This window comes from Methylobacterium sp. NEAU K, assembly GCF_030700285.1.
GTDB lineage: Bacteria > Pseudomonadota > Alphaproteobacteria > Rhizobiales > Beijerinckiaceae > Methylobacterium.
On record NZ_JAUYZJ010000061.1, the window covers coordinates 1 to 18,998 of the forward strand.

At 70.7% G+C, this 18,998-nt stretch carries 20 protein-coding genes and 1 pseudogene; 8 read left to right on the forward strand and 13 right to left on the reverse strand.

What is annotated here, in order from left to right; all coding sequences use genetic code 11:
- Positions 1 to 378, reverse strand: a pseudogene (locus Q8W67_RS26075) (porin family protein); the annotation flags it as partial.
- 281 nt (positions 379 to 659) lie between these two features.
- Entirely contained in the window at positions 660 to 1,430 is a 771-nt protein-coding gene (gene pgeF / locus Q8W67_RS26080) for a peptidoglycan editing factor PgeF (RefSeq protein WP_305551052.1), read from the reverse strand.
- A gap of 148 nt (positions 1,431 to 1,578) precedes the next feature.
- Between pgeF and Q8W67_RS26085 the strand changes: the two genes are divergently transcribed.
- Complete coding sequence (locus Q8W67_RS26085; protein WP_305550998.1) at positions 1,579 to 1,776, forward strand: fibronectin-attachment protein (FAP); 198 nt, start codon at positions 1,579 to 1,581, stop codon at positions 1,774 to 1,776.
- A 35-nt stretch (positions 1,777 to 1,811) separates the two neighbouring features.
- Here the strand turns inward: Q8W67_RS26085 and Q8W67_RS26090 are convergent, their stop codons facing one another.
- The 11 genes from Q8W67_RS26090 to rpsF form a co-directional block, all read right to left on the reverse strand.
- A complete protein-coding gene (locus Q8W67_RS26090) occupies positions 1,812 to 2,882 on the reverse strand; it encodes a class I SAM-dependent methyltransferase (protein WP_305551002.1) in 1,071 nt (356 codons plus the stop codon).
- Entirely contained in the window at positions 2,879 to 3,784 is a 906-nt protein-coding gene (gene lgt / locus Q8W67_RS26095) for a prolipoprotein diacylglyceryl transferase (protein WP_305551004.1), read from the reverse strand. Before lgt ends, Q8W67_RS26090 begins: the two co-directional genes overlap by 4 nt.
- Positions 3,785 to 3,867: 83 nt before the next feature.
- Positions 3,868 to 4,863: a catalase family peroxidase gene (locus tag Q8W67_RS26100; RefSeq protein WP_305551006.1), complete on the reverse strand. Its 996-nt coding sequence runs from the start codon at positions 4,861 to 4,863 to the stop codon at positions 3,868 to 3,870.
- Between the two features lie 160 nt (positions 4,864 to 5,023).
- Positions 5,024 to 5,929, reverse strand: coding sequence for a VOC family protein (locus Q8W67_RS26105; protein WP_305551008.1), 906 nt, complete (start codon positions 5,927 to 5,929; stop codon positions 5,024 to 5,026).
- Positions 5,926 to 6,828: an SMP-30/gluconolactonase/LRE family protein gene (locus Q8W67_RS26110; protein WP_305551011.1), complete on the reverse strand. Its 903-nt coding sequence runs from the start codon at positions 6,826 to 6,828 to the stop codon at positions 5,926 to 5,928. Before Q8W67_RS26110 ends, Q8W67_RS26105 begins: the two co-directional genes overlap by 4 nt.
- A gap of 10 nt (positions 6,829 to 6,838) precedes the next feature.
- Positions 6,839 to 7,288 (reverse strand): cupin domain-containing protein, encoded by a 450-nt coding sequence (locus tag Q8W67_RS26115; protein WP_305551013.1) that lies wholly within the window; start codon positions 7,286 to 7,288, stop codon positions 6,839 to 6,841.
- Between the two features lie 110 nt (positions 7,289 to 7,398).
- Positions 7,399 to 8,886 carry a replicative DNA helicase gene (locus tag Q8W67_RS26120; RefSeq protein WP_305551014.1) on the reverse strand — a complete coding sequence of 496 codons (1,488 nt, stop codon included), beginning with the start codon at positions 8,884 to 8,886 and terminating at the stop codon, positions 7,399 to 7,401.
- Between the two features lie 440 nt (positions 8,887 to 9,326).
- Positions 9,327 to 9,899, reverse strand: coding sequence for a 50S ribosomal protein L9 (gene rplI / locus Q8W67_RS26125; protein WP_305551016.1), 573 nt, complete (start codon positions 9,897 to 9,899; stop codon positions 9,327 to 9,329).
- A 41-nt stretch (positions 9,900 to 9,940) separates the two neighbouring features.
- Positions 9,941 to 10,969: a DUF2232 domain-containing protein gene (locus Q8W67_RS26130; protein WP_305551018.1), complete on the reverse strand. Its 1,029-nt coding sequence runs from the start codon at positions 10,967 to 10,969 to the stop codon at positions 9,941 to 9,943.
- A gap of 128 nt (positions 10,970 to 11,097) precedes the next feature.
- Positions 11,098 to 11,349 carry a 30S ribosomal protein S18 gene (gene rpsR / locus Q8W67_RS26135; RefSeq protein ID WP_007561044.1) on the reverse strand — a complete coding sequence of 84 codons (252 nt, stop codon included), beginning with the start codon at positions 11,347 to 11,349 and terminating at the stop codon, positions 11,098 to 11,100.
- A gap of 3 nt (positions 11,350 to 11,352) precedes the next feature.
- Complete coding sequence (rpsF, locus tag Q8W67_RS26140; RefSeq protein ID WP_305551028.1) at positions 11,353 to 11,805, reverse strand: 30S ribosomal protein S6; 453 nt, start codon at positions 11,803 to 11,805, stop codon at positions 11,353 to 11,355.
- A gap of 391 nt (positions 11,806 to 12,196) precedes the next feature.
- On the opposite strand from rpsF, the gene Q8W67_RS26145 reads away from it, so the two are divergent.
- The 7 genes from Q8W67_RS26145 to Q8W67_RS26175 all read left to right on the forward strand — a co-directional run bounded on the left by Q8W67_RS26145 (position 12,197) and on the right by Q8W67_RS26175 (position 18,215).
- Positions 12,197 to 12,946 (forward strand): pyridoxine 5'-phosphate synthase, encoded by a 750-nt coding sequence (locus tag Q8W67_RS26145; protein ID WP_305551034.1) that lies wholly within the window; start codon positions 12,197 to 12,199, stop codon positions 12,944 to 12,946.
- A complete protein-coding gene (gene acpS, locus Q8W67_RS26150) occupies positions 12,943 to 13,353 on the forward strand; it encodes a holo-ACP synthase (protein WP_305551036.1) in 411 nt (136 codons plus the stop codon). Before Q8W67_RS26145 ends, acpS begins: the two co-directional genes overlap by 4 nt.
- A 253-nt stretch (positions 13,354 to 13,606) precedes the next feature.
- Positions 13,607 to 14,407, forward strand: a complete 801-nt coding sequence (lepB, locus tag Q8W67_RS26155) for a signal peptidase I (protein WP_305551044.1) — start codon at positions 13,607 to 13,609, stop codon at positions 14,405 to 14,407.
- Complete coding sequence (gene rnc / locus Q8W67_RS26160) at positions 14,404 to 15,183, forward strand: ribonuclease III (RefSeq protein WP_305551059.1); 780 nt, start codon at positions 14,404 to 14,406, stop codon at positions 15,181 to 15,183. The genes lepB and rnc overlap by 4 nt, the downstream gene beginning before the upstream one ends.
- Complete coding sequence (gene era / locus Q8W67_RS26165; protein ID WP_305551046.1) at positions 15,180 to 16,163, forward strand: GTPase Era; 984 nt, start codon at positions 15,180 to 15,182, stop codon at positions 16,161 to 16,163. The genes rnc and era overlap by 4 nt, the downstream gene beginning before the upstream one ends.
- Positions 16,164 to 16,572: 409 nt before the next feature.
- Positions 16,573 to 17,478 (forward strand): class I SAM-dependent methyltransferase, encoded by a 906-nt coding sequence (locus tag Q8W67_RS26170; protein ID WP_305551048.1) that lies wholly within the window; start codon positions 16,573 to 16,575, stop codon positions 17,476 to 17,478.
- Positions 17,475 to 18,215 carry a pseudouridine synthase gene (locus Q8W67_RS26175; protein WP_305551050.1) on the forward strand — a complete coding sequence of 247 codons (741 nt, stop codon included), beginning with the start codon at positions 17,475 to 17,477 and terminating at the stop codon, positions 18,213 to 18,215. The genes Q8W67_RS26170 and Q8W67_RS26175 overlap by 4 nt, the downstream gene beginning before the upstream one ends.
- The last annotated feature ends 783 nt before the right edge of the window (positions 18,216 to 18,998 follow it).

Sequence of the window (18,998 nt, forward strand, 5' to 3'; positions counted from 1 at the left end):
CCGGCTGCGGCCGAAGTCGAGGTACTGGGCGTCGGCCTCGATGCCGACGACCACGCCCGAGCCGGGGGTGAACTGGTAGTTGTAGCCGACCTGGCCACCGCCCGAGAAGCCGTCCTGGCTGCGGTTGCGGAAGGTCGCGGTGGTGCCGGGGGCGGCGTACGGGAACGGCACGCCGAAGGTCGAGCCGGTGTTGTTGTTGCTGCTGGCGTCGAACGCGTAGCCGGCGTTGATACCGAAATAGGCGCCGGTCCAGGTGAACACCGGGACGGGGGTGAACACCGGCGGCGGCGCGGCGCGGCGCGGCAGATCGGCGGCGAAGGCCGAGCCGGCGAGGGCGACGCCCGTGAGGGCCGTGGTGACGCGGAGCAGGGATTTCATAGTCTGGTCCTCACTGGTGTTTCCGCGCCGCCCCGTCGTCGGGCCGGCCGCGGAACGCGGATCTGGTTGCATTCCAGCGGTTCCAGGGCTGCTTTACGCTCTGCGGTATCGCCGACCGCTCATCGCGGCCCCTTATGGCAATCCGCCGTTTTTCCCCGGCACCTCGAGCGTCTAAACGCGCTCGAATGGTCAAGGTTCGATTGCGGCCACGCTTTTTTCGGCAGGCGCGGCCTGACAGATTGTCGCACCCCCTGGACGGCGACCATCAGGGGATGAGCCGATCACGGTGTCAGGGCAATCGCGGAGATCAGGCGTCCGTAATCGGGCTCCCCGCGATGGGTGGTCCGCCGGTAGCTGTAGAACCGCTCCGGGTCGGCATAGGTGCAGAGGTTGAGCTGGGCGGCCTCGCCGACCTCCGCCTCGTCGAGTCGCGCCATAATGAAGCCTGGGAGATCGAACTGGGCGTGACCCTCCCGCGCGCCGGCGGAGAGGAACCGGTCCATGCCGGGAGCCTCGGCCCGGAACCGCGCGACGAAGTCCGGGCCGACTTCGTAGGAGGCTTGGCCGATCGTCGGCCCGAGCACGGCCACGATCCGTTTCCGCCGTGCACCGAGCGCCTCCATGGCGCGCACCGTCGCGTCGATCACGCCGGTGAGCGCGCCCTTCCATCCGGCATGGGCGGCTCCCACGACGCCGTTCTCCGGATCCGCGAACAGGAGCGGACCGCAATCGGCGGTGGCGATGCCGAGGGCGAGGCCTGGAACCCGGGTCACCATCGCGTCGGCCTTCGGGCGCTCCGCAGCCGGGAAGGGCGCCTCGACGGTGACAACCTCGGCGGAATGGACCTGATACAGGCTGACCAGCCGGTCTGGCGCCAGGCCGAGCTGCGCGCACATCCGCGCCCGATTCTCGGCGACGCGCTCCGGGATGTCCTGTGAGCCGAGGCCGCCGTTGAGCGTGGCGTAGACGCCCTCCGACACGCCGCCCGCGCGCGTGAAGAAGGCGTGACGCACGCCCGAGTGCGATGAGAGTTCCGGCGCCTCGATATACATGCCTGCGGTCACGGTCGGCTCCATCGCGGTCCTGATGTCGCGCCCCGATACCGGAAGAGGGGCCCCTTGACGATGTCGTGGAACCGTCAGATTCTTGCTGCATTGCAGCATGGGTCCGGGTTCCGGATTCATTCCGAGAAGGATCGCAATGTCACGTCGGAACGAGAACGATTCCCCGATCGAGACCACCGTGCCCGAGGCCCATGAGCCCCGCATCCAGGGTGCGGCCGAACATCGTGAGACGCGCCAGCCCGCCGCCTTCGATCCCTCCGATCCGAACCCGCCGGCGCCCCCGACGCCACGGCCGCTGAGTGACTCCGATGCCGGATTCGGCTCGTTCGGCTGAGTGGAACCCCGAGCCGCCGCCTTGGACGCGGGGGCTCAGGCTCCGGCAAATCCGGGCAGCGGCCCGAGATCGGGGCCGCTGACCGCCAGGACCTTGAACAGGCTGCCCATGCCCGCCCGACCCGCCTCCGTGAGCCGCTCGAGAGCCGCATCGATCGCCGCTGCCTGAGCCTCGGTGGCGCGGGTCTTGAGGCGCTCGGCCCGTGCCTGCAGCCCGAGGGCGAGGAGGAAATCCCGCTGCTCCACCGGCCCATGGACGGCCGCGCCCTCGGCGCGCGCGGCCCGGGCCAGGGCGGCGAAATCGACGTGATGGGTGAGGTCCGCCTCGCCCGGCGCCGCCAGCGGGTCGGCGAAGCGATGCCCCGACAGCGCCTGGAGGGTGTCGCCGAAGCCCGGGCGGGCATGGCCGTAATCGATGGCCAGAAGGACGCCGCCCGTCGCGCTCAGGCGCCGCGCCAGCGCCCGGATCAGCGTGAGCCCGGTGCCCGGCACGCTCAGCAATGCCCCGTCCGGGCCCTCCGCCTCGAGTCCCGGGGCGGCCTCGGGAGCGAGGCCGAAGACGAGGTGGCCCTCCGGCCCGAGCCCGACCTGGCGCTCGTGCCAGCCGGTGGGCCGGCGCTCGAACTGGCGCACCGGGAGGCAATCGAAGAACTCGTTCGCCAGGACGATCGCGGGTCCCCCGGGGAGAGTCTCGACGTCCGCGTGCCAGACTGCACCGGCATCGGCGAGGGTCCGCTCCTGCACGGCCTGCAGCACCGGGCTGGTCTCGACGAGGTGGGGCGCCACCCGCACACCCGGCGCCGCCCCGCGCAGGGCCCGCAGGGCGTCGGCCATCAGCGTGCCGCGGCCGGGGCCGAGTTCCACCAGCACCAGCGGGTCCGGCCGGCCCATGCGGCCGTGGACGTAGCCCGCCCAGGCGCCGATCAGCTCGCCGAACATCTGGCTGATCTCGGGCGCCGTCGTGAAGTCGCCCCGCACGCCCAGCGGGTCGCGAGTGCGGTAGTACCCGTGCACCGGATGGCCGAGGCAGAGCGCCATGTAGCGGTCGATCCCGATCGGCCCGTTCTGGCGGATCAGCGCCGCGATCTCGGCTCCGAGCGGGGTCACGCCTCGGCGGGCGCCTCGCGCGCCTCCTCCCGGGGGCCGGACCCGGCGACCGGGTTGCGCGGACGGGTCCGGCCGGTCGCCGCCAGCACGATGTAGGTGAGGCCGACGATCATCATCGGCACGCACAGCAGCATGCCCATGGTCACGCCGCCGCCCATCGGCCCGAGATTGTCGCCGAACAGGAAGCCGAGCTGCCGGTCCGGCTCGCGAAAGAACTCGCAGAACGTCCGGGCGAGCGCGTAGCCGAGGACGAAGATGCCGCCGAGCAATCCGGGCTTGCGGAAGCCGAATCGGCGGACGCTCAGCGCCATGACGATGAACAGCAGCAGCCCCTCGGTGGCCGCCTCGTAGAGCTGGCTCGGGTGGCGCGGCAGCGGCCCGCCCGTCGGGAACACGATCGCGTAGGGGAAGTCCGGCGCGACCCGGCCCCAGAGCTCGCCGTTCACGAAATTGGCGATGCGCCCGAAGAACAGCCCGATCGGCACGACCACGGCGCCGATATCGAGGAGGGTGTAGCCGTTCAGCCTCTTGGCCCGGGCGAACAGCAGGAAGGCCAGAATCGCGCCCAGGAAGCCGCCGTGGAACGACATGCCGCCGTTGCGGATCGCCAGGATCTCGATCGGATCGGCGATGTACATCGGGAGGTTGTAGAACAGCACGTAGCCGATCCGCCCGCCCAGCACGACGCCGAGCGCGACCCAGACGACGAGGTCGTCGATGTCGACCACCTGCGGGCGCTTGACCACGCCCCACAGGCTGTCGGCCATGACGAGGCGGCGCGCGTAGTACCACCCGCCGATCAGGCCGGCGATGTAGGCGAGCGCGTACCATTTGATCGTGATCGGCCCGATCGCGAGGGCGACCGGGTCGATGGCCGGAAACGGCAGGGCGAGGAGCGGCATCGGTCTACCTCCGATAGACCGGCGGGCTTGGAGCCACCGGCCCCCGGACGTCAAGCGGGCCGCCCGCCGCCCTCACGCACGCGTCATTGCTGGCGCCGCCCGAACGAGACCGCGTAGGCCTGCACGCGGGCGTCGATCAGCGGGTCGTCCGAGACCTCGATCCCGTCCGCCAGGGCGTTGGGCATGAACAGCAGCGCCTTTTCGGCGTCCGCGCTGTCGGCCACCGGCTTGGCGAGCGTCAGCGTGCCCATGTCGACGGTCGGGCGGTCGTCGGGCCAAGCCTTGGTGGCGTCGGCGGTCGGATCGCCCGGCTGGGCGAGCTGCGCCAGAACGCGATAGGACACCGGCCCCTTCGCGAGCCGGGTGCGGATCTCCTCCATCAGGAAGTCCGGCGGCTGCTTCTCCGCTGCCTCCGGGGCGAGCAGGTCCTCGCCCTCCACCGGCACGAACCGCCACCGGAAGGCTTGGCGCTTGCCGGCCTTGTCCACGAACACGAAGGCGTCAACGCCGTTGAAGGTTTGCCGGCCGAGGCTCGACGGCGTCTTGGCGCTGGCTCCGGCGGTGCCGGCGGCGGGATGGGTCGCGACGAACGCCTCCACGGGCGTCGGCTTCGGGCTGTCCGGCTTCGTCTTCGCGACCGCCGTCAGCAGGTCGCGGAACTCCTCGCCAGTGGCGACGGGAAAGTATTTCAGCGCGTTGGCGACGATATCCATCTCGCCGCCCTCGGCGAGCTTGAACTTCACCGCCATCCCGTGCGGGTTGGCGTTGGGCGACCCATCCGGAATGGTCGGGATGCCCGTGGCGTCCGAGAAGCGCGCGGTGACCGGCACCGGCGGCCCGGCGAAAAGCGAGGCCTTGCTGTAGGTCGCCGCCTCCTTGCTCGGGGTGAAGCTGCCCTCGACCACAGCGCCCTTGGCGTGATTCGCCCGGAAGCCCGGGTGCTTGCCCCAGAGCGTGTTCATCACGTCGACCGTCTGCTCGGCGGTCGAGGTATCCTGCGCCGCCGCCGGCAGGCCCGCCGCCGCGACCCATGCCAGCCCGGCCAGCGCCGTCCCCAGAATCCTGTCGCGATGCTGCATTGAGTATCCTCCGAACGCGCCCGGCCGGCGCAGTCCCGTGCGATTCGTACGGCCCGACACCACGCGGGCGCCCCGACGTTACGCAAGTTCGCGGCCGGGGTTACTCGCACTGGATCGATTTCATTCCTGCGACAACCGGTCTTGAGAGCGACCGCCCCCGTCAATCGACGCGCAGGAACAGGAAGCCGTGTCCGTCCGGGCCGACCGCATAGGCTGCGGAGCCATCCGCGGCGGCGCGCGCGGCCAGGCCGGCCGCGGCCAAGTCCCGGGCGAGCCGGGCGGGCTCCGCCACGGTGAAGACGAAACGGGTCGAGGCCCGGTCGTCCGGGCCGAACGGGGCGCGGGACGGGCGCCGGCTGGCCGGCCTCCGGTAATGCAGCAACTCCACGTGCGGGGCGGGCGCCTGCGGCTCCAGGGCGATCACGTCGACCAGCGGGTCGTCCAGGCCGTCGAGGCGTGCCTGCTCGGGGCCCTGGTTGAGGCCGCGCTGCGCCTCCGTAAGGCCGAGGGGGCCGGTGAGGAACGCGAGGGCCGCATCGAGGTCGGTCACGGTGATCGCCGAGTGGTCGATACCCAGGAACAGGCCCGGCGCGTTGCGCCAGCGCTCGGCCGGCGGCCCATCGGGGAAGACGATCAGCTCCAGCGGGTGGCCGTCGGGGTCCCGGAACTTGTAGGCGGTGACGCCGCCGGAAGTGGCGGGCAGCGCCTGCGGGCCGCCACGGCTGATCGGCGTCGGGCCGAGACGGCCGAGCCGCGCCATCGCGGCGGCCATGTCGCGCACCGGGATCGCCAGGTGCTGGAAATACGGGTCGGTTGCGACCGGATTGTCCGGGTAGGGTGCGCCCGGCGGATCCACGGCCAGGAAGGTCACGACCTGTTCGCCGAGCCGCATGCGCAGCTGGGTCGCATCGGGACCCGCCAGCCCCATCGCCTCGGCTTGTGCCGCCGGGACCGGTTCGGGCGGGGCGACCCGCGCGAAGCCGAGACCGTCGCGGTAGAACGCCTCCGTGACGGCGAGATCGGTGACGGTGCGGCCGAAGCCCGCGATCGCCCGGACCGCGCTCACAGCAGCCGCGCCCCGCGCACGTTGACGTAGATCGCGTAGAGCGCCTGCGAGGCGCACAGGAACAGGCGGCTGTCGTTGCGGCCGCCGAAGGTGAGGTTGGCCACCGTCGCGGGCACCAGGATCTTGCCGACCAGCGCCCCGCCGGGATCGATGCAGTGGACCCCGTCCCCGGCGCTCGACCACAGATTGCCGTGCTCGTCGCAGCGGATCCCATCGGCGTTGCCCGGCGCGATCGTGCAGAACACGTCGCCGCCCGACAGGCTGCCGTCCTCGGCCACGTCGAACACGCGCACGTGCTGGAGCGGATCGGCGGCGAATTGCAGCCCGGTCTCGACGATGTAGAGCCTGCGCTCGTCGGGCGAGAAGCACAGGCCGTTCGGGCCCTGGAAATCGTCCGCCACCACGCGCAGCGCGCCGTCCCGCGGGTCGAACCGGTAGACCGCGGCGGGCCGCTCCGATTCCTGCTTGCCGCCCTCGTAGTCGGTCTGGATGCCGTAGGGCGGGTCCGAGAACCAGATCGTGCCGTCCGACTTGCAGACGATGTCGTTGGGCGAGTTCAGCCGCCGCCCCTGGTAATGCGCGACCAGGCTGGTGATGCTGCCGTCCAGTTCGGTCCGGTGGATGCGCCGGGCGCGATGCGAGCAGGAGAGCAGACGCCCCTGGCGGTCGCGGGCATGGCCGTTCTCGTAATCGCCGGCCTCGCGGAAAACGCTGAGGCCGCCAGGGCCCGACCAGCGCATCACCCGGTTGTTCGGCAGGTCCGAGAACAGCAGCTCGTCGCGGTCGCCGAACCAGACCGGGCCCTCGGTCCAGCGAAACCCCTCGGCGAGCTTCTCCAGAGGCGCGTTCGGCAGCACATACGCCTTGAAGCGCGGCTGCGTGAACTCGAAGCCCTCCATGGTCCGGCCCCTACCTGAAGCGTCCGGGCTGGTTCACGGTCGGCTCGACCTGGAGGCCGGTGACGATCATCGTGCAGGGTTGGTCGCCCACGGTGCCCGAGAGATGGCCCTTCCTGCCGTCGCGCGCGCGGGTGTTCTGGTCCTCACCCATCATCAGCTCGCCCGGACCCATCTCGACCCGGTGGCCGTCCATCGTCTCCACGAACCAGCGGCCGGACAGGATCGCGATCCATTGCGGCCGCGGATTCTCGTGCCATTCGCCGACCCAGCCCACCGGAAGGACCGTGAAGGTCACGACCGAAGGTGCCGGGTCCATCTTGTCGTTCCATTGCGGTGCGGTCTGCGGGTCGATCCCCTCGAGCTTGAAGCCTTCGAGGTGGAACAGCGCCTGCCGGCTCACCCCCTCCGCGTCGGTGTAGACGTGCCAGTACGGCATCTTCGGCGGGGTCGGCTCGCTCATCGTCGCTCCTTGCAAGGTTTGGACGAGGTGCCAACGTGGCGCGCGGCGGCGAGTTTCCGCATCCGGCGCGGCCGGTGAGAACGACGCGTCCCGCGCGACGGCTCCGCCGATCACATCTGCTCGGGCAGCCGCTCGCTCTGCGCGAGGTTCGAGAACCGGGTGATGTTGGCGTCGAACTGCAGCTCTACCGTCCCGGTGGGTCCGTGGCGCTGCTTGCCGAGGATCACTTCCGCCTTGCCGTGGACGCGGTTCATCTCCGCCTCCCAGGCGAAGAACTCCTCGGTGCCTTCGCGGGGCTTCTTGTTGTTGACATAGTATTCCTCGCGGAACACGAACATCACCACGTCGGCGTCCTGCTCGATCGATCCGGATTCGCGCAGGTCCGAGAGCTGGGGACGCTTGTCGTCACGGTTCTCGACCTGACGCGAGAGCTGCGACAGGCCGATGATCGGCACCGCCAGTTCCTTGGCGAGCGCCTTCATGCCGGTGGTGATCTCGGTCATCTCCTGCACGCGGTTGTCGCTGCGCTTGCCCGAGCCCGACAGCAGCTGCAGGTAGTCGACGATCAGCAGGTCCAGGCCCTTCTGGCGCTTGAGCCGCCGGGCACGGGCGGCGAGCTGCGCGATCGAGATGCCGCCGGTCTGGTCGATGTAGAACGGGATCGTCTGCATCTCCCGGGCCGCGTCGGTGATCTTGTAGAAATCCTCCGGCCGGATGTCGCCGCGGCGGATCTTGTACGAGGGCACGCCCGATTGCTCGGCGATGATACGGGTGGCGAGCTGCTCGGCCGACATTTCGAGGGAGAAGAACCCGACGATGCCGCCGTTGACGGTCTGCATCGTGCCGTCGGCCTGCTTCTCGCCGCGATAGGCCTTGGCGATGTTGAAGGCGATGTTGGTCACCAGCGAGGTCTTGCCCATGGCCGGGCGGCCCGCGAGGATGATCAGGTCGGAGGGCTGCAGCCCGCCCATCTTGGCGTCGAGGTCGGACAGGCCGGTGGCGATGCCGGAGAGCTTGCCGTCGCGCTGGTAGGCCTTGGCCGCCATGTCGACCGCGGCGGTGAGCGCGTCCGAGAACTTCTGGAAGCCGCCGTCGTATTTCCCGGCCTCGGCGAGCTCGTAGAGCCGGCGCTCGGTCTCCTCGATCTGGTCCCGGGGCGCCTGCTCCACAGGCGCCTCGTAGGCGCCGTTCACCAGGTCCTCGCCGATGGTGATCAGCCGGCGGCGGATGGCAAGGTCGTAGATGGTGCGGCCGTAGGCGCCGGCGTTGATCACCGTGGTCGCGTCGGCGGCGAGCCGGGCGAGGTACTGCATCACCGTCTGGCCGCCGAAATCGGCATCGCCCAGATAGGTCTTCATGGTGATGGGCGTGGCGAGCTTGCCAGCCCGGATCAGGGACGCCGCCACCGAGAAGATCTGCTGGTGGGCGTCCTCCATGAAATGCTCGGCCAGCAGGAAGTCCGACACCCGGTAATAGGCGTCGTTGTTCACCAGGATGGCGCCGAGCAGCGCCTGCTCCGCATCGATGTTGTGGGGGGCGACGCGGTACTCGGCCTGCACGGCCTCGAGCTTGGCCGTGAGCGCATTGGGCAGGGCCATCGGCGGACGACTCCGAATCAGGCGCCGGGACGGGCGCACCAGGATCACACCGCGCGACCTTGGCCCCGGTATGGTTACCGAAGCTTAGCCGACGGCCGGTTCGTCCGAGCCTCGGCCCGGACACGCGGACGCCCGCCGACTCGCGTGAGGGGCGGGCGTCCATGCTGGAACAAAACTGGAACGTGTCAAGTCTCGGGACCGATCATCCCCAGTGTTCACCGGTATACAGGGAGTCCTGCCCGATCCCATCCTGACCGGCCGTGACCCGCCCCCTGTCCCGCGCGGGCCGGCGGATTCGCACATCGGGGTCGGCAACGAGCGCCTGAAGCACCGCGCCCCTTCCTCCTCCTCTGCGGGGGCGGGCGAGGGGACCGGCGCGACGGCGCGACCATCGTTGGGCCGCAAGCCCGCAGCGGCGCGCCGGCCCGACGTGCCGAAAATCAGCCGCGATCGTCGGCGCCCTCGCCGGCATCGGCCAGCGCCATGCCGACTTCGAGGCCCAGGTCGTCGAGGTTGAACGCCTCGCGCTCGGTGACCGACTCGCCGCGGGCCTGACGCTCGGCCTCCTCGGGGCTGCGGGCGACGTTGACGGTGATCTGAACCTCGACCTCGGGATGCAGCACCACCGGGACGGTGTGGAGGCCGAGCGTCTTGATCGGCTGGTTCAGGATGAACTGGCCGCGATCGACCGTGAAGCCGTCCTTGGCCACCACATCGGCGAGGTCGCGGGTGGAGACGGAGCCGTAGAGCACGCCGGTCTCGCCCGACTGGCGGATCAGGATGAAGCTCTGGCCGTTCAGCTTCTCGGCGACGGCCTCGGCGTCCTTCTTGCGGTCGAGGTTGCGGGCCTCGAGCTGGGCGCGCTGCGATTCGAAGTGCTTCTTGTTGGCCTCCGTGGCGCGCAGGGCCTTGCCCCGGGCGAGCAGGAAGTTGCGGGCGAAGCCGGGGCGGACGTTCACGGTCTCGCCCATCTGGCCGAGCTTGGCCACGCGCTCAAGCAGGATCACTTCCATGGGTCTTCTCCTTCGGTTGGTCGGCCTCTCGGGCCGGGGTCTCACGGCGCCGGGTTGTCCTTGGGACGGCGGCGGTCGAGGGCGGTGTCGGCGAGGCCGAACAGGGTGAGCGCGACCAGGGCGACGCCTTGGGTCACGAACAGGATCAGGTACATGCCGAACAGCATCAGCCCGCGCCCCGGCCGGCCGCGGGAGCGGTCGTGGAAGGCCGCGAGCCCCTGGAGCGCGAAGGCCGCGCTGAACGCGCCGACCAGCGCGACGCCGAACACGCCGACATAGCCGGGTGCGAAGCACATCAGGATCGCCGCCGCCAGGGTGGCCAGCGTCGCCCGCGGCATCGCGGTCGAGGGCAGGTCGGGCCACGGCCGGGGCAGGCGGCCGGAGATCTTCACGATGCGGGCCGAAGCCCAGAGATAGAAGGTCAGGAGCAGCGCCAGCCCGTTGGCCGCGAAGGCCGGCACGACCCGGGCGAGGGCGTCGGCCACTTCGGCGCGGGTCACGTCCGCCTGATCCGGGCCGTTCTGCGGCGCCGGCTCGGCATTCGAGCCCGGGTTGGCGTCGTCGGTCTCGGCCGGAGGCGCGTCGCTGCGCCGGGGCTCGATCGCCGGGCGAGATGCGGGGTCGCGCACCTGCACCAGCGTGCGGGCAAGCCCGCGCAGCTGCGCGTCGAAGGCCGCGTGGTTCGGCGAGGACAGGACCGCGATGGCGATGAATGCGAGGGCGGCCGTGGCGGCGGTCCAGCCGAGCAGGCGCCCGGTCGGGTACCATTCCAGGCCGGCGGGCGTCTCGCGCCCGAGCAGCGTCAGGTAGGCGAGCCACCAAGCAGGCAGCGCGATATAGGCGGCGAAGGCGAGGCCCATGAAGGGCGCGATCACCAGCGCGAGGGCGAGGCTGCCGGCGGCGACCGCCGCGAGGGCGGCCTTGTGGCTCCAGCCCAGGCCGACGATGAGGATCGGCAGCGGCGCGACGAGGTAGAGCAGGATCGCCAGCGGGGTCGCCTTCAGCAGCACGCCGAACAGGAGTGCCGAGACGAGGCCCGCGCCGATACCGATGCCGATGTGCTGTGCCATGGATTCCGCTGTCCCGCTGCCGGTCCGGCAGGGTTAGAGGCGTCTGTCCGCCCCAACGATCGAGCGATGCGGATCGCTCTCGGTGAGAGCCGGCCCGGGCTCGTGCCGGGCCGGCCGGATGCGATCGTCTACTTGATCACGTAGGGCAGCAGGCCGAGGAAGCGGGCGCGCTTGATCGCCTGGGCGAGTTCGCGCTGCTTCTTGGCCGAGACCGCGGTGATGCGCGACGGCACGATCTTGCCGCGCTCGGACACGTAGCGGGACAGGAGCTTGACGTCCTTGTAGTCGATCTTCGGCGCGTTCGCGCCGGAGAACGGGCAAGTCTTGCGACGACGGAAGAAGGGACGGCGTCCGCCGCCTGCACCAGCACCGAAAGCCATGGTTCAGCCCTCCCCGCCGAAGCTGCGCTCGCCGCGATCACCGCGATCGCCGCGATCGCCGAAGCCGCCGCCGCCACCGAAGCCGTCGTCATCGCGGCGCCGGCCGCGCTCGCGGTCCTTGCGATCGTCGCGATCGCGCTTCTGCATCATCGCCGAGGGTTCGGAATCGAGTTCCTCGACCCGGACCGTCATGAAGCGCAGCACGTCCTCGGAGATCTGCATCTGGCGCTCCATCTCGGCGATGGCGGCCGGCGGGGCGTCGATGTTGAGGAGCGCGAAATGCGCCTTGCGGTTCTTCTTGATGCGGTAGGCGAGGGACTTCACGCCCCACATCTCGATCTTCTCGAGACGGCCGCCGTTCTGCTCGATCACACCCTTGTAGGTGTCGATCATCGTCTCGACCTGCTGGGACGTCACGTCCTGCCGGGCCAAGAGCACGTGCTCATAGAGAGGCATTGTCGGGCCTTTCAGCGTCAAAAGGGGCCCGGCCGCCCGGAGGCGGTTGGTTCGGGCCGGTTCATTTCGCGAGACGCTCGGCGCCAAGCCCTTCGAGCCGTTTTTGCAGGCCCGAGCGGTTGATCGAAGGCGGAGACACGGGACGACGGGCTTGTGAAGGCCCTATGCCGCGAGCGGCACCGTCCGTTCAGCCCCCGGCCGGAGCGAACGCGAGGGGCGGCGCATAATCGGTTTTGCCGCCGCTGGCAAGTCCGGCGCCCCCGCGCCGGTCCGGGGACCGGCGTGCGACGCAGGGCGCGGAACGCCCATCTTGCCGGTGGGGCGCAACGCCAGCATATCGGCAATCCGAGGAAGCCTGCCGGACCGCGCCGGCCCCGGGACGAGTGAGCGGATGAGCTTCGAAAAGCTGCGCCTCGGCGTCAACATCGACCACGTCGCCACGCTGCGCAACGCGCGTGGCGAGCATTACCCCGATCCCGTGCGGGCGGCCCTGATGGCGGTCGAGGCGGGGGCGGACGGCATCACCGCGCATCTGCGCGAGGACCGCCGCCATATCCGCGACGCGGACATCGCCGCACTGAAGCGCGGTCTCACCGTCCCGCTGAACTTCGAGATGGCGGCCACCGACGAGATGGTGGCGATCGCGCTGGCCACCGGGCCGCATGCCGCCTGCCTCGTGCCGGAGAAGCGCGAGGAGCGCACCACCGAGGGCGGCCTCGACATCGTAGGCGGCCGCGATCACCTCGGCCCCCGGATCCGGGCCCTGGCCGCGGCCGGCATCCGCGTCTCGCTGTTCGTCGAGCCGGAGCCCGCGGTCATGGAGGCCGCACGCGCCCTCGGGGCTCCGGTGGTCGAGCTGCATACCGGCAGCTACTGCGAGGCGGCCGTGGCGGGTGACGCCGCGCGCGTCGCGCACCAGCTGGCGCGGATCGCTCGGGCCGCGGAGCACGGCGCCGGGCTCGGCCTGGAGATCCATGCCGGCCACGGGCTCACCGTCGACAGCGTCGGGCCGGTGGCGGCCCTGCCGCAGATCCGGGAGCTCAATATCGGCCACGCGCTGATCGCCGACTCGATCTTCGTCGGGCTCGCCCAGGCCGTGCGCGACATGCGGGCCGCGATGGATCGCGCGCGGCGCGCATGATCATCGGGATCGGGTCCGACCTCTGCGACATCCGCCGGATCGCCCGCACCCTGGAGCGCCACGGCGACCGCTTCACCCACCGGGTGTTCACGGACGGCGAGCGGGCGCGCTGCGACCGGCGCGCCGCCCGGGCCGAAGGCTATGCACGGCGCTTCGCCGCCAAGGAGGCCTGCGCCAAGGCCCTCGGCACCGGCTTCAGCGCCGGAGTGTTCTGGCGCGACATGGAGGTGGTGAACCTGCCCTCCGGCCAGCCGACCCTGCGGCTCGCGGGCGGCGCCGGGATCCGCCTCGCCGAGATGCTGCCACCCGGCCATGAGGCGCGCCTGCATGTGAGCCTCACGGATGATCCGCCGATGGCGCAAGCTTTCGTGATCATCGAGGCGCTGCCGACTGCCCGGGCCGGGTGAGATCGGGGCTTACGGATTAGGCCGCCACCCTCGTGCGTTGCGGGGTACGCGCGCTTGGTCTAGACCGCCGCACGCAGCGGACACGATTGCGGCGCATTCCTCGGGACAACCGCATATCAGGCTGCAAACGGCGGGGCCGCGCCCCGCTGGCGGCCGGAGCATGATGCGGAAGAGGGGAATCCGGTTTTCCGAAGCCATCATGCGACAACAAATGAGCTAGAGCCTGCTCTGGCGACGGAACCTGAGTCTGAAGATGGAACGCGCGCGCGTGGATCACGACGGCAAGCCGCTCACGAAGCCCGCCGACACCGGCACCTGGGCCAGCATCCGCGAGACCCTCAAGGTCGGCATCCAGGCGCTCCTGATCGCGCTGGTGGTGCGCACGCTGCTGTTCCAGCCGTTCAACATTCCCTCGGGCTCGCTGGTCCCGACGCTGCTGATCGGCGACTATCTGTTCGTCTCCAAATATTCCTACGGATACTCAAAATACTCCCTGCCGCTGTCGGAATACATTCCGATCCAGGCGGACGGGCGGGTCTGGGCGGCCGAGCCGAAGCGCGGCGACATCGCGGTGTTCAAGCTGCCCAAGGACAATGCCACCGACTACATCAAGCGCGTGATCGGCCTGCCGGGCGACAAGATCCAGATGATCGACGGCGTGCTCAACATCAACGGCAAGGCGGTGAAGCGCGAGCGAATCGCCGATTACGAGACCACCGATCCCTACGGCCAGGCGACCAAGGTCCCGCAATATATGGAGACGCTGCCCAACGGCGTCGTCCACCGGGTGATCGAGCGCGACGGCGACAACGGCTTCTGGGACAAGACCGAGCTGTACACGGTCCCGGCCGGTCACTTCTTCATGATGGGCGACAACCGCGACAATTCCACGGATTCGCGCGATCTCGCCAATGTCGGCTACGTGCCCTTCGCCAACCTGGTCGGGCGCGCCGAGATGATCTTCTTCTCGATCGACGAGGGCACGCCGGCGTGGCAGGTCTGGAACTGGCCGGCCCACGTGCGCTGGACGCGCCTGTTCTCGACGATCCATTGACCGGCCCGGATTCGGACGAGGAAGCTCAGGCCCGGCCCTCGTCGCGGGCGCGGCGCGCCCACAAGCCGCGGCCGCCGCTCGCCGTCCTTGAGGAGCGGATCGGCCACAGCTTCGCCGATCGAAGCCTGCTGACCCGGGCCCTGACTCATACCAGCAAGGCCACCGGCCGGGGCGGCAGCTACCAGCGCCTGGAATTTCTCGGCGACCGCGTGCTCGGGCTCGCGGTGGCGGACCAGCTCTACGCCGCCTTTCCCGACGCGGACGAAGGCGACCTGTCGCGCCGCCTGGCCGGCCTCGTGCGCCGGGAGACCTGCGCGGCGGTGGCTGCCTCCTGGGAGGTCGGGCCGCACCTGATCCTCGGCCAGGGCGAGGTGATGGGCGGCGGCCGGCGCAACCAGACGATCCTGGCCGATGTGTGCGAGGCGCTCCTCGGGGCGGTCTATCTTGACGCCGGCTTCGAAGCCGCCCGGGCGATCGTCGCGGCGCATTTCCGCCCGGCCGAGCCGACGGCGGCGCCGCGCGGCCGCGATGCGAAATCCGCCTTGCAGGAATGGGCGATGAGTCGCAGCCTGGCGATCCCCACATACGCGGTGGTGGAGCGCACCGGCCCGGACCATGCACCCCGCTTCCGCATCGCCGTGCAGGTCGAGGGGCTCGAGCCGGGCCTCGGCGAGGGCACTTCGAAGCGCATCGCGGAGCAGGAGGCCGCCCGCGCGCTGTTGGATCGCGAGGGGATCGGTGCCGCCCCCGAGGCGGGGCCGACGGAGACAGCATGACCGAGCACGATCAAGACGACCAGGGCGAGACCCCGACCGGGAGGGCCGCACAGGGTGGCCCATCGGCGCTGCCCGGCACGCCCGCCGACTCGCGGGCGGGCTTCGTCGCGCTGATCGGCGTGCCGAACGCCGGCAAGTCGACGCTCCTGAACAGTCTGGTCGGGACCAAGGTCTCGATCGTCTCGCGCAAGGTGCAGACCACGCGGGCGCTGGTGCGCGGCATCCTGATCGAGGGCTCGGCCCAGGTCATCCTCGTCGACACGCCCGGCATCTTTGCGCCGAAGCGCCGCCTGGATCGGGCGATGGTGCACTCGGCCTGGAGCGGGGCCGCGGACGCGGACGCGGTCTGCCTGCTGGTCGACGCGCGCAAGGGCATGGACGAGGAGGTCGAGGCCGTCCTCGGCCGCCTCGGCGAGGTGAAGCGCGAGAAGATGCTGATCCTCAACAAGATCGACCTGATCCCGCGCGAACGGCTGCTCGACCTCGCCGCCAAGCTCAACGCGGCCGTACCCTTCGCCGAGACCTTCATGATCTCGGCCCTCAAGGGCGACGGCGTCGGCGACCTGCGCCGGGCGCTCGCCGCCCGGATGCCCGCGGGCCCGTGGCTCTACCCGGAGGATCAGGTCTCGGACGCGCCTTTGCGCATGCTCGCCGCCGAGATCACCCGGGAGAAGATCTACGATCGGCTCCACGAGGAGTTGCCCTACCGCTCGACGGTTGAGACCGACCAGTGGCAGATCCGGCCGGACGGCTCGGTGCGGATCGAGCAGACGATCTTCGTCGAGCGCGAGAGCCAGCGCTCGATCGTGCTCGGAAAGGGCGGCCAGACCATCAAGGCGATCGGGCAGGCGGCCCGGGTCGAGATCGCCGAGGCGGCCGACGCCAAGGTGCACCTGTTCCTGCACGTGAAGGTCCGCGAGAACTGGGCCGACGATCCGGCCCGCTACCGCGAGATGGGCCTCGAATTCCCGCGGGGCTGACGCATTGGGGGAGCGGCTGAACTCCGCAGGCGTCCGCCTGCCCGGCGCGTACCACCCGCTCGAACGGCGCGGGACGTTCCGGCCCGGCGCCCCGGACGAGGCCGCCTCACCGTTGTCCTTGCCGTAGCGTCGGTCGCGGCTCGTTCGGAGCGCTTAGGGCCGAGAGCGTGGAGCAGAATCTGCAGCTTCGCGAACGCTGCCGAAGCCGTCCTGGCGGACCCTTGCCCCGGGCAGGTGGCGCACGGCCCGGGCGGCTCGAACCTCGATCGGGACCGACCGGAGGCTGGGCTTTCGGGATCATTCCGGTGTAACAGGCAGTATTCCCCCGGATGATCCGAGTCGGGCGCGGGTTTCCCGCTCCGCAGCGGATTCGTGTTCGGGTGCAGGTTCTCCAGATCCCGAATCGTTCATGCGCCAAGCCGTCTACGGCCTGCCGCCGGTCGACCTCGCCGAGGTCGCCGGTGACGCCGTCCAGGTCTCCCCCTTGATTCCCGGCTCTGCCCGGCTCGAGGACCTGTCCGAGGGCAGCCTCGATGTCGCGACCGTGCTGGCGCCGCCGGGAACGGTCGAGCGGCGCTACGTGCTCGCGCAGATCCTGCGCGCCCTCGTGCCGGGCGGCCGGATGGTCGCGCTCGCCCCGAAGGACCGGGGCGGCACCCGGCTGGCGAAGGAGCTGGCCGCCTTCGATTGCCCCGCATCCGACCAGCCGCGCCGCCACCATCGGATCTGCACCCTCGTGCGGCCGCCCGCGCCGGCCGGGATCGCCGCGGCGATCGAAGCGGGTGGCCCGCGCCATGTCGACAACCTCGCCCTGTGCACGCAGCCCGGCATTTTTTCCTGGGACCGGCTCGATCCCGGCACAGCGCTGCTGCTGGCGAACCTGCCGCCGTTGAAGGGGCGCGGCGCCGATCTCGGAGCCGGCCTCGGGATTCTCTCGCGGGCGGTTCTCGGCTCCTCCGCGGTGACCGCGCTGACGCTGGTCGAGATCGACCGCCGCGCCGTCGAGATGGCGGGGCGCAACATCGCCGACCCGCGGGCGGCGATCCTCTGGGCCGACGTCCGGACGCCCGGGACGGTGCCCGGCAGCCTCGACTTCGTCGTCATGAACCCGCCCTTCCACGACGGCGGGACCGAGGACCAGGCGCTCGGCCGGACCTTCATCGCCCGGGCCGCGGAGGCTTTGCGCGCCGGCGGCATGCTGTGGCTCGTGGCCAACGCGCATCTGCCCTATGAAGGCGCCCTGCGGGAGGCGTTCCGCAGCGTGTCGGTGACGGTGCAGGCGGGCGGCTACCGGGTCTACGAGGCGCGCCGATGAGGGCGACGAAATCCGTCCGCCTCGACAAGCTGCTCGCCAATCTCGGCTACGGTTCGCGTCGCGAGATCCAGGGTCTGGCCCGCGCCGGCGCGATCCGCCTCGACGGCGCGGAGCTGGCGGATGCGGGCGACCGGATCGCCCTCGACCCGGATCTTGCCGCACGGCTGACGATCGACGGCGCGCCGGTCGATCCGCTGCCGGGCCTGTGCCTCATGCTGCACAAGCCGCTGGGCGTGACCTGCTCGCACAAGGAGGCCGGGCCGCTGGTCTACGGGCTGTTGCCCGAGCGCTGGCGGCGGCGCGATCCGCCGCTCTCGACGGTCGGCCGCCTCGACAAGGAGACCTCGGGTCTCCTGCTGCTCACCGACGACGGCGCGCTCCTGCACCGGATCATCGCGCCCAAGGCGAACGTGGCGAAGCGCTACCGGGTCACGCTCGACCGGCCGCTCGCCGGCGACGAGGCCGCGACCTTCGCGTCGGGGACGCTGATGCTGGAGGGCGAAGACCGTCCATTGCTGCCGGTGCTGCTCGAAGCGGAGGATGCCACGCACTGCGCGGTGACCCTGACGGAGGGCCGCTACCATCAGGTCCGCCGGATGTTCGCGGCTTTGGGAAATCACGTGACGGCCCTGCACCGGGACCGGGTCGGCGGGCTCGACCTGCCGCAGGATCTGGCGGCCGGGGCCTATCGGGTGATGACGGAAGCCGACGTGGCGGCCGTGTTCGCAGGCGCGTGAGCCGCGCCGCCAGAGGGTCTGTGCCTCTCCCGTGACGCGTGCGGCGGATAGACCGGCCCCCGTGATTCGAAGGCGCGGCAGGCGAGACCGGGGCAGCAGGGCCGCCTGAGGTCGGCGATCCAGAGGCGTGGACGGTGCAACGCTTCGATCCGACGGCACTTCCGGATCCGGGGCGCCGCTTCGCCGGTCCCCGGGAAGCCGGGGTGGATGATCAGGCGTGGGTTTAAGTCCAAAGGCCTCGCGCGGATCATAGGTTCCCCTGCGATCATACTCCGGACCGACGCCGCCCTCTTGACAATGTTCCTATTTTGTGCTCATTAGCCGCCACCTGTTCCCCGGCGCCGCGGGGGTGATCCCGCAGCGCTCGGTTCGGGGCCGTCCCGGTGGCTGACCGGGCGGGCTCGGGGCGACAGGGCGGTGCCCGCGTCGGTGGCTCTCAGCCGCCATCGCCCCGGGCGGCGTGCCGGTACGGGGCGTGTCTCGGATGCGGGCGTGAGACCGGGCGGCCCTTTGCCCGGCGGGGTGCGGAAATGCCCCCGCGCCGACCCGGGTCTGGGCCGACCCTGAGCGACCTGCGGACCCGCCCACTACGAGGCGGGGGGCGGCTGGAAGGCCACGGCGGTGATGCGGGTTCCGGAGGCCGAAAGCCTCGTCCGAGACCGCTAACACGGAGTCGCAGGATCGGGGCGCCGCGAAGACATCGCGACGAGAAAGACGGCACCGGCCGGGGACCAGGCCCGTCCGATGCCGCGGGACGCCGCGGGGATCGGATCCCGCGCGTCT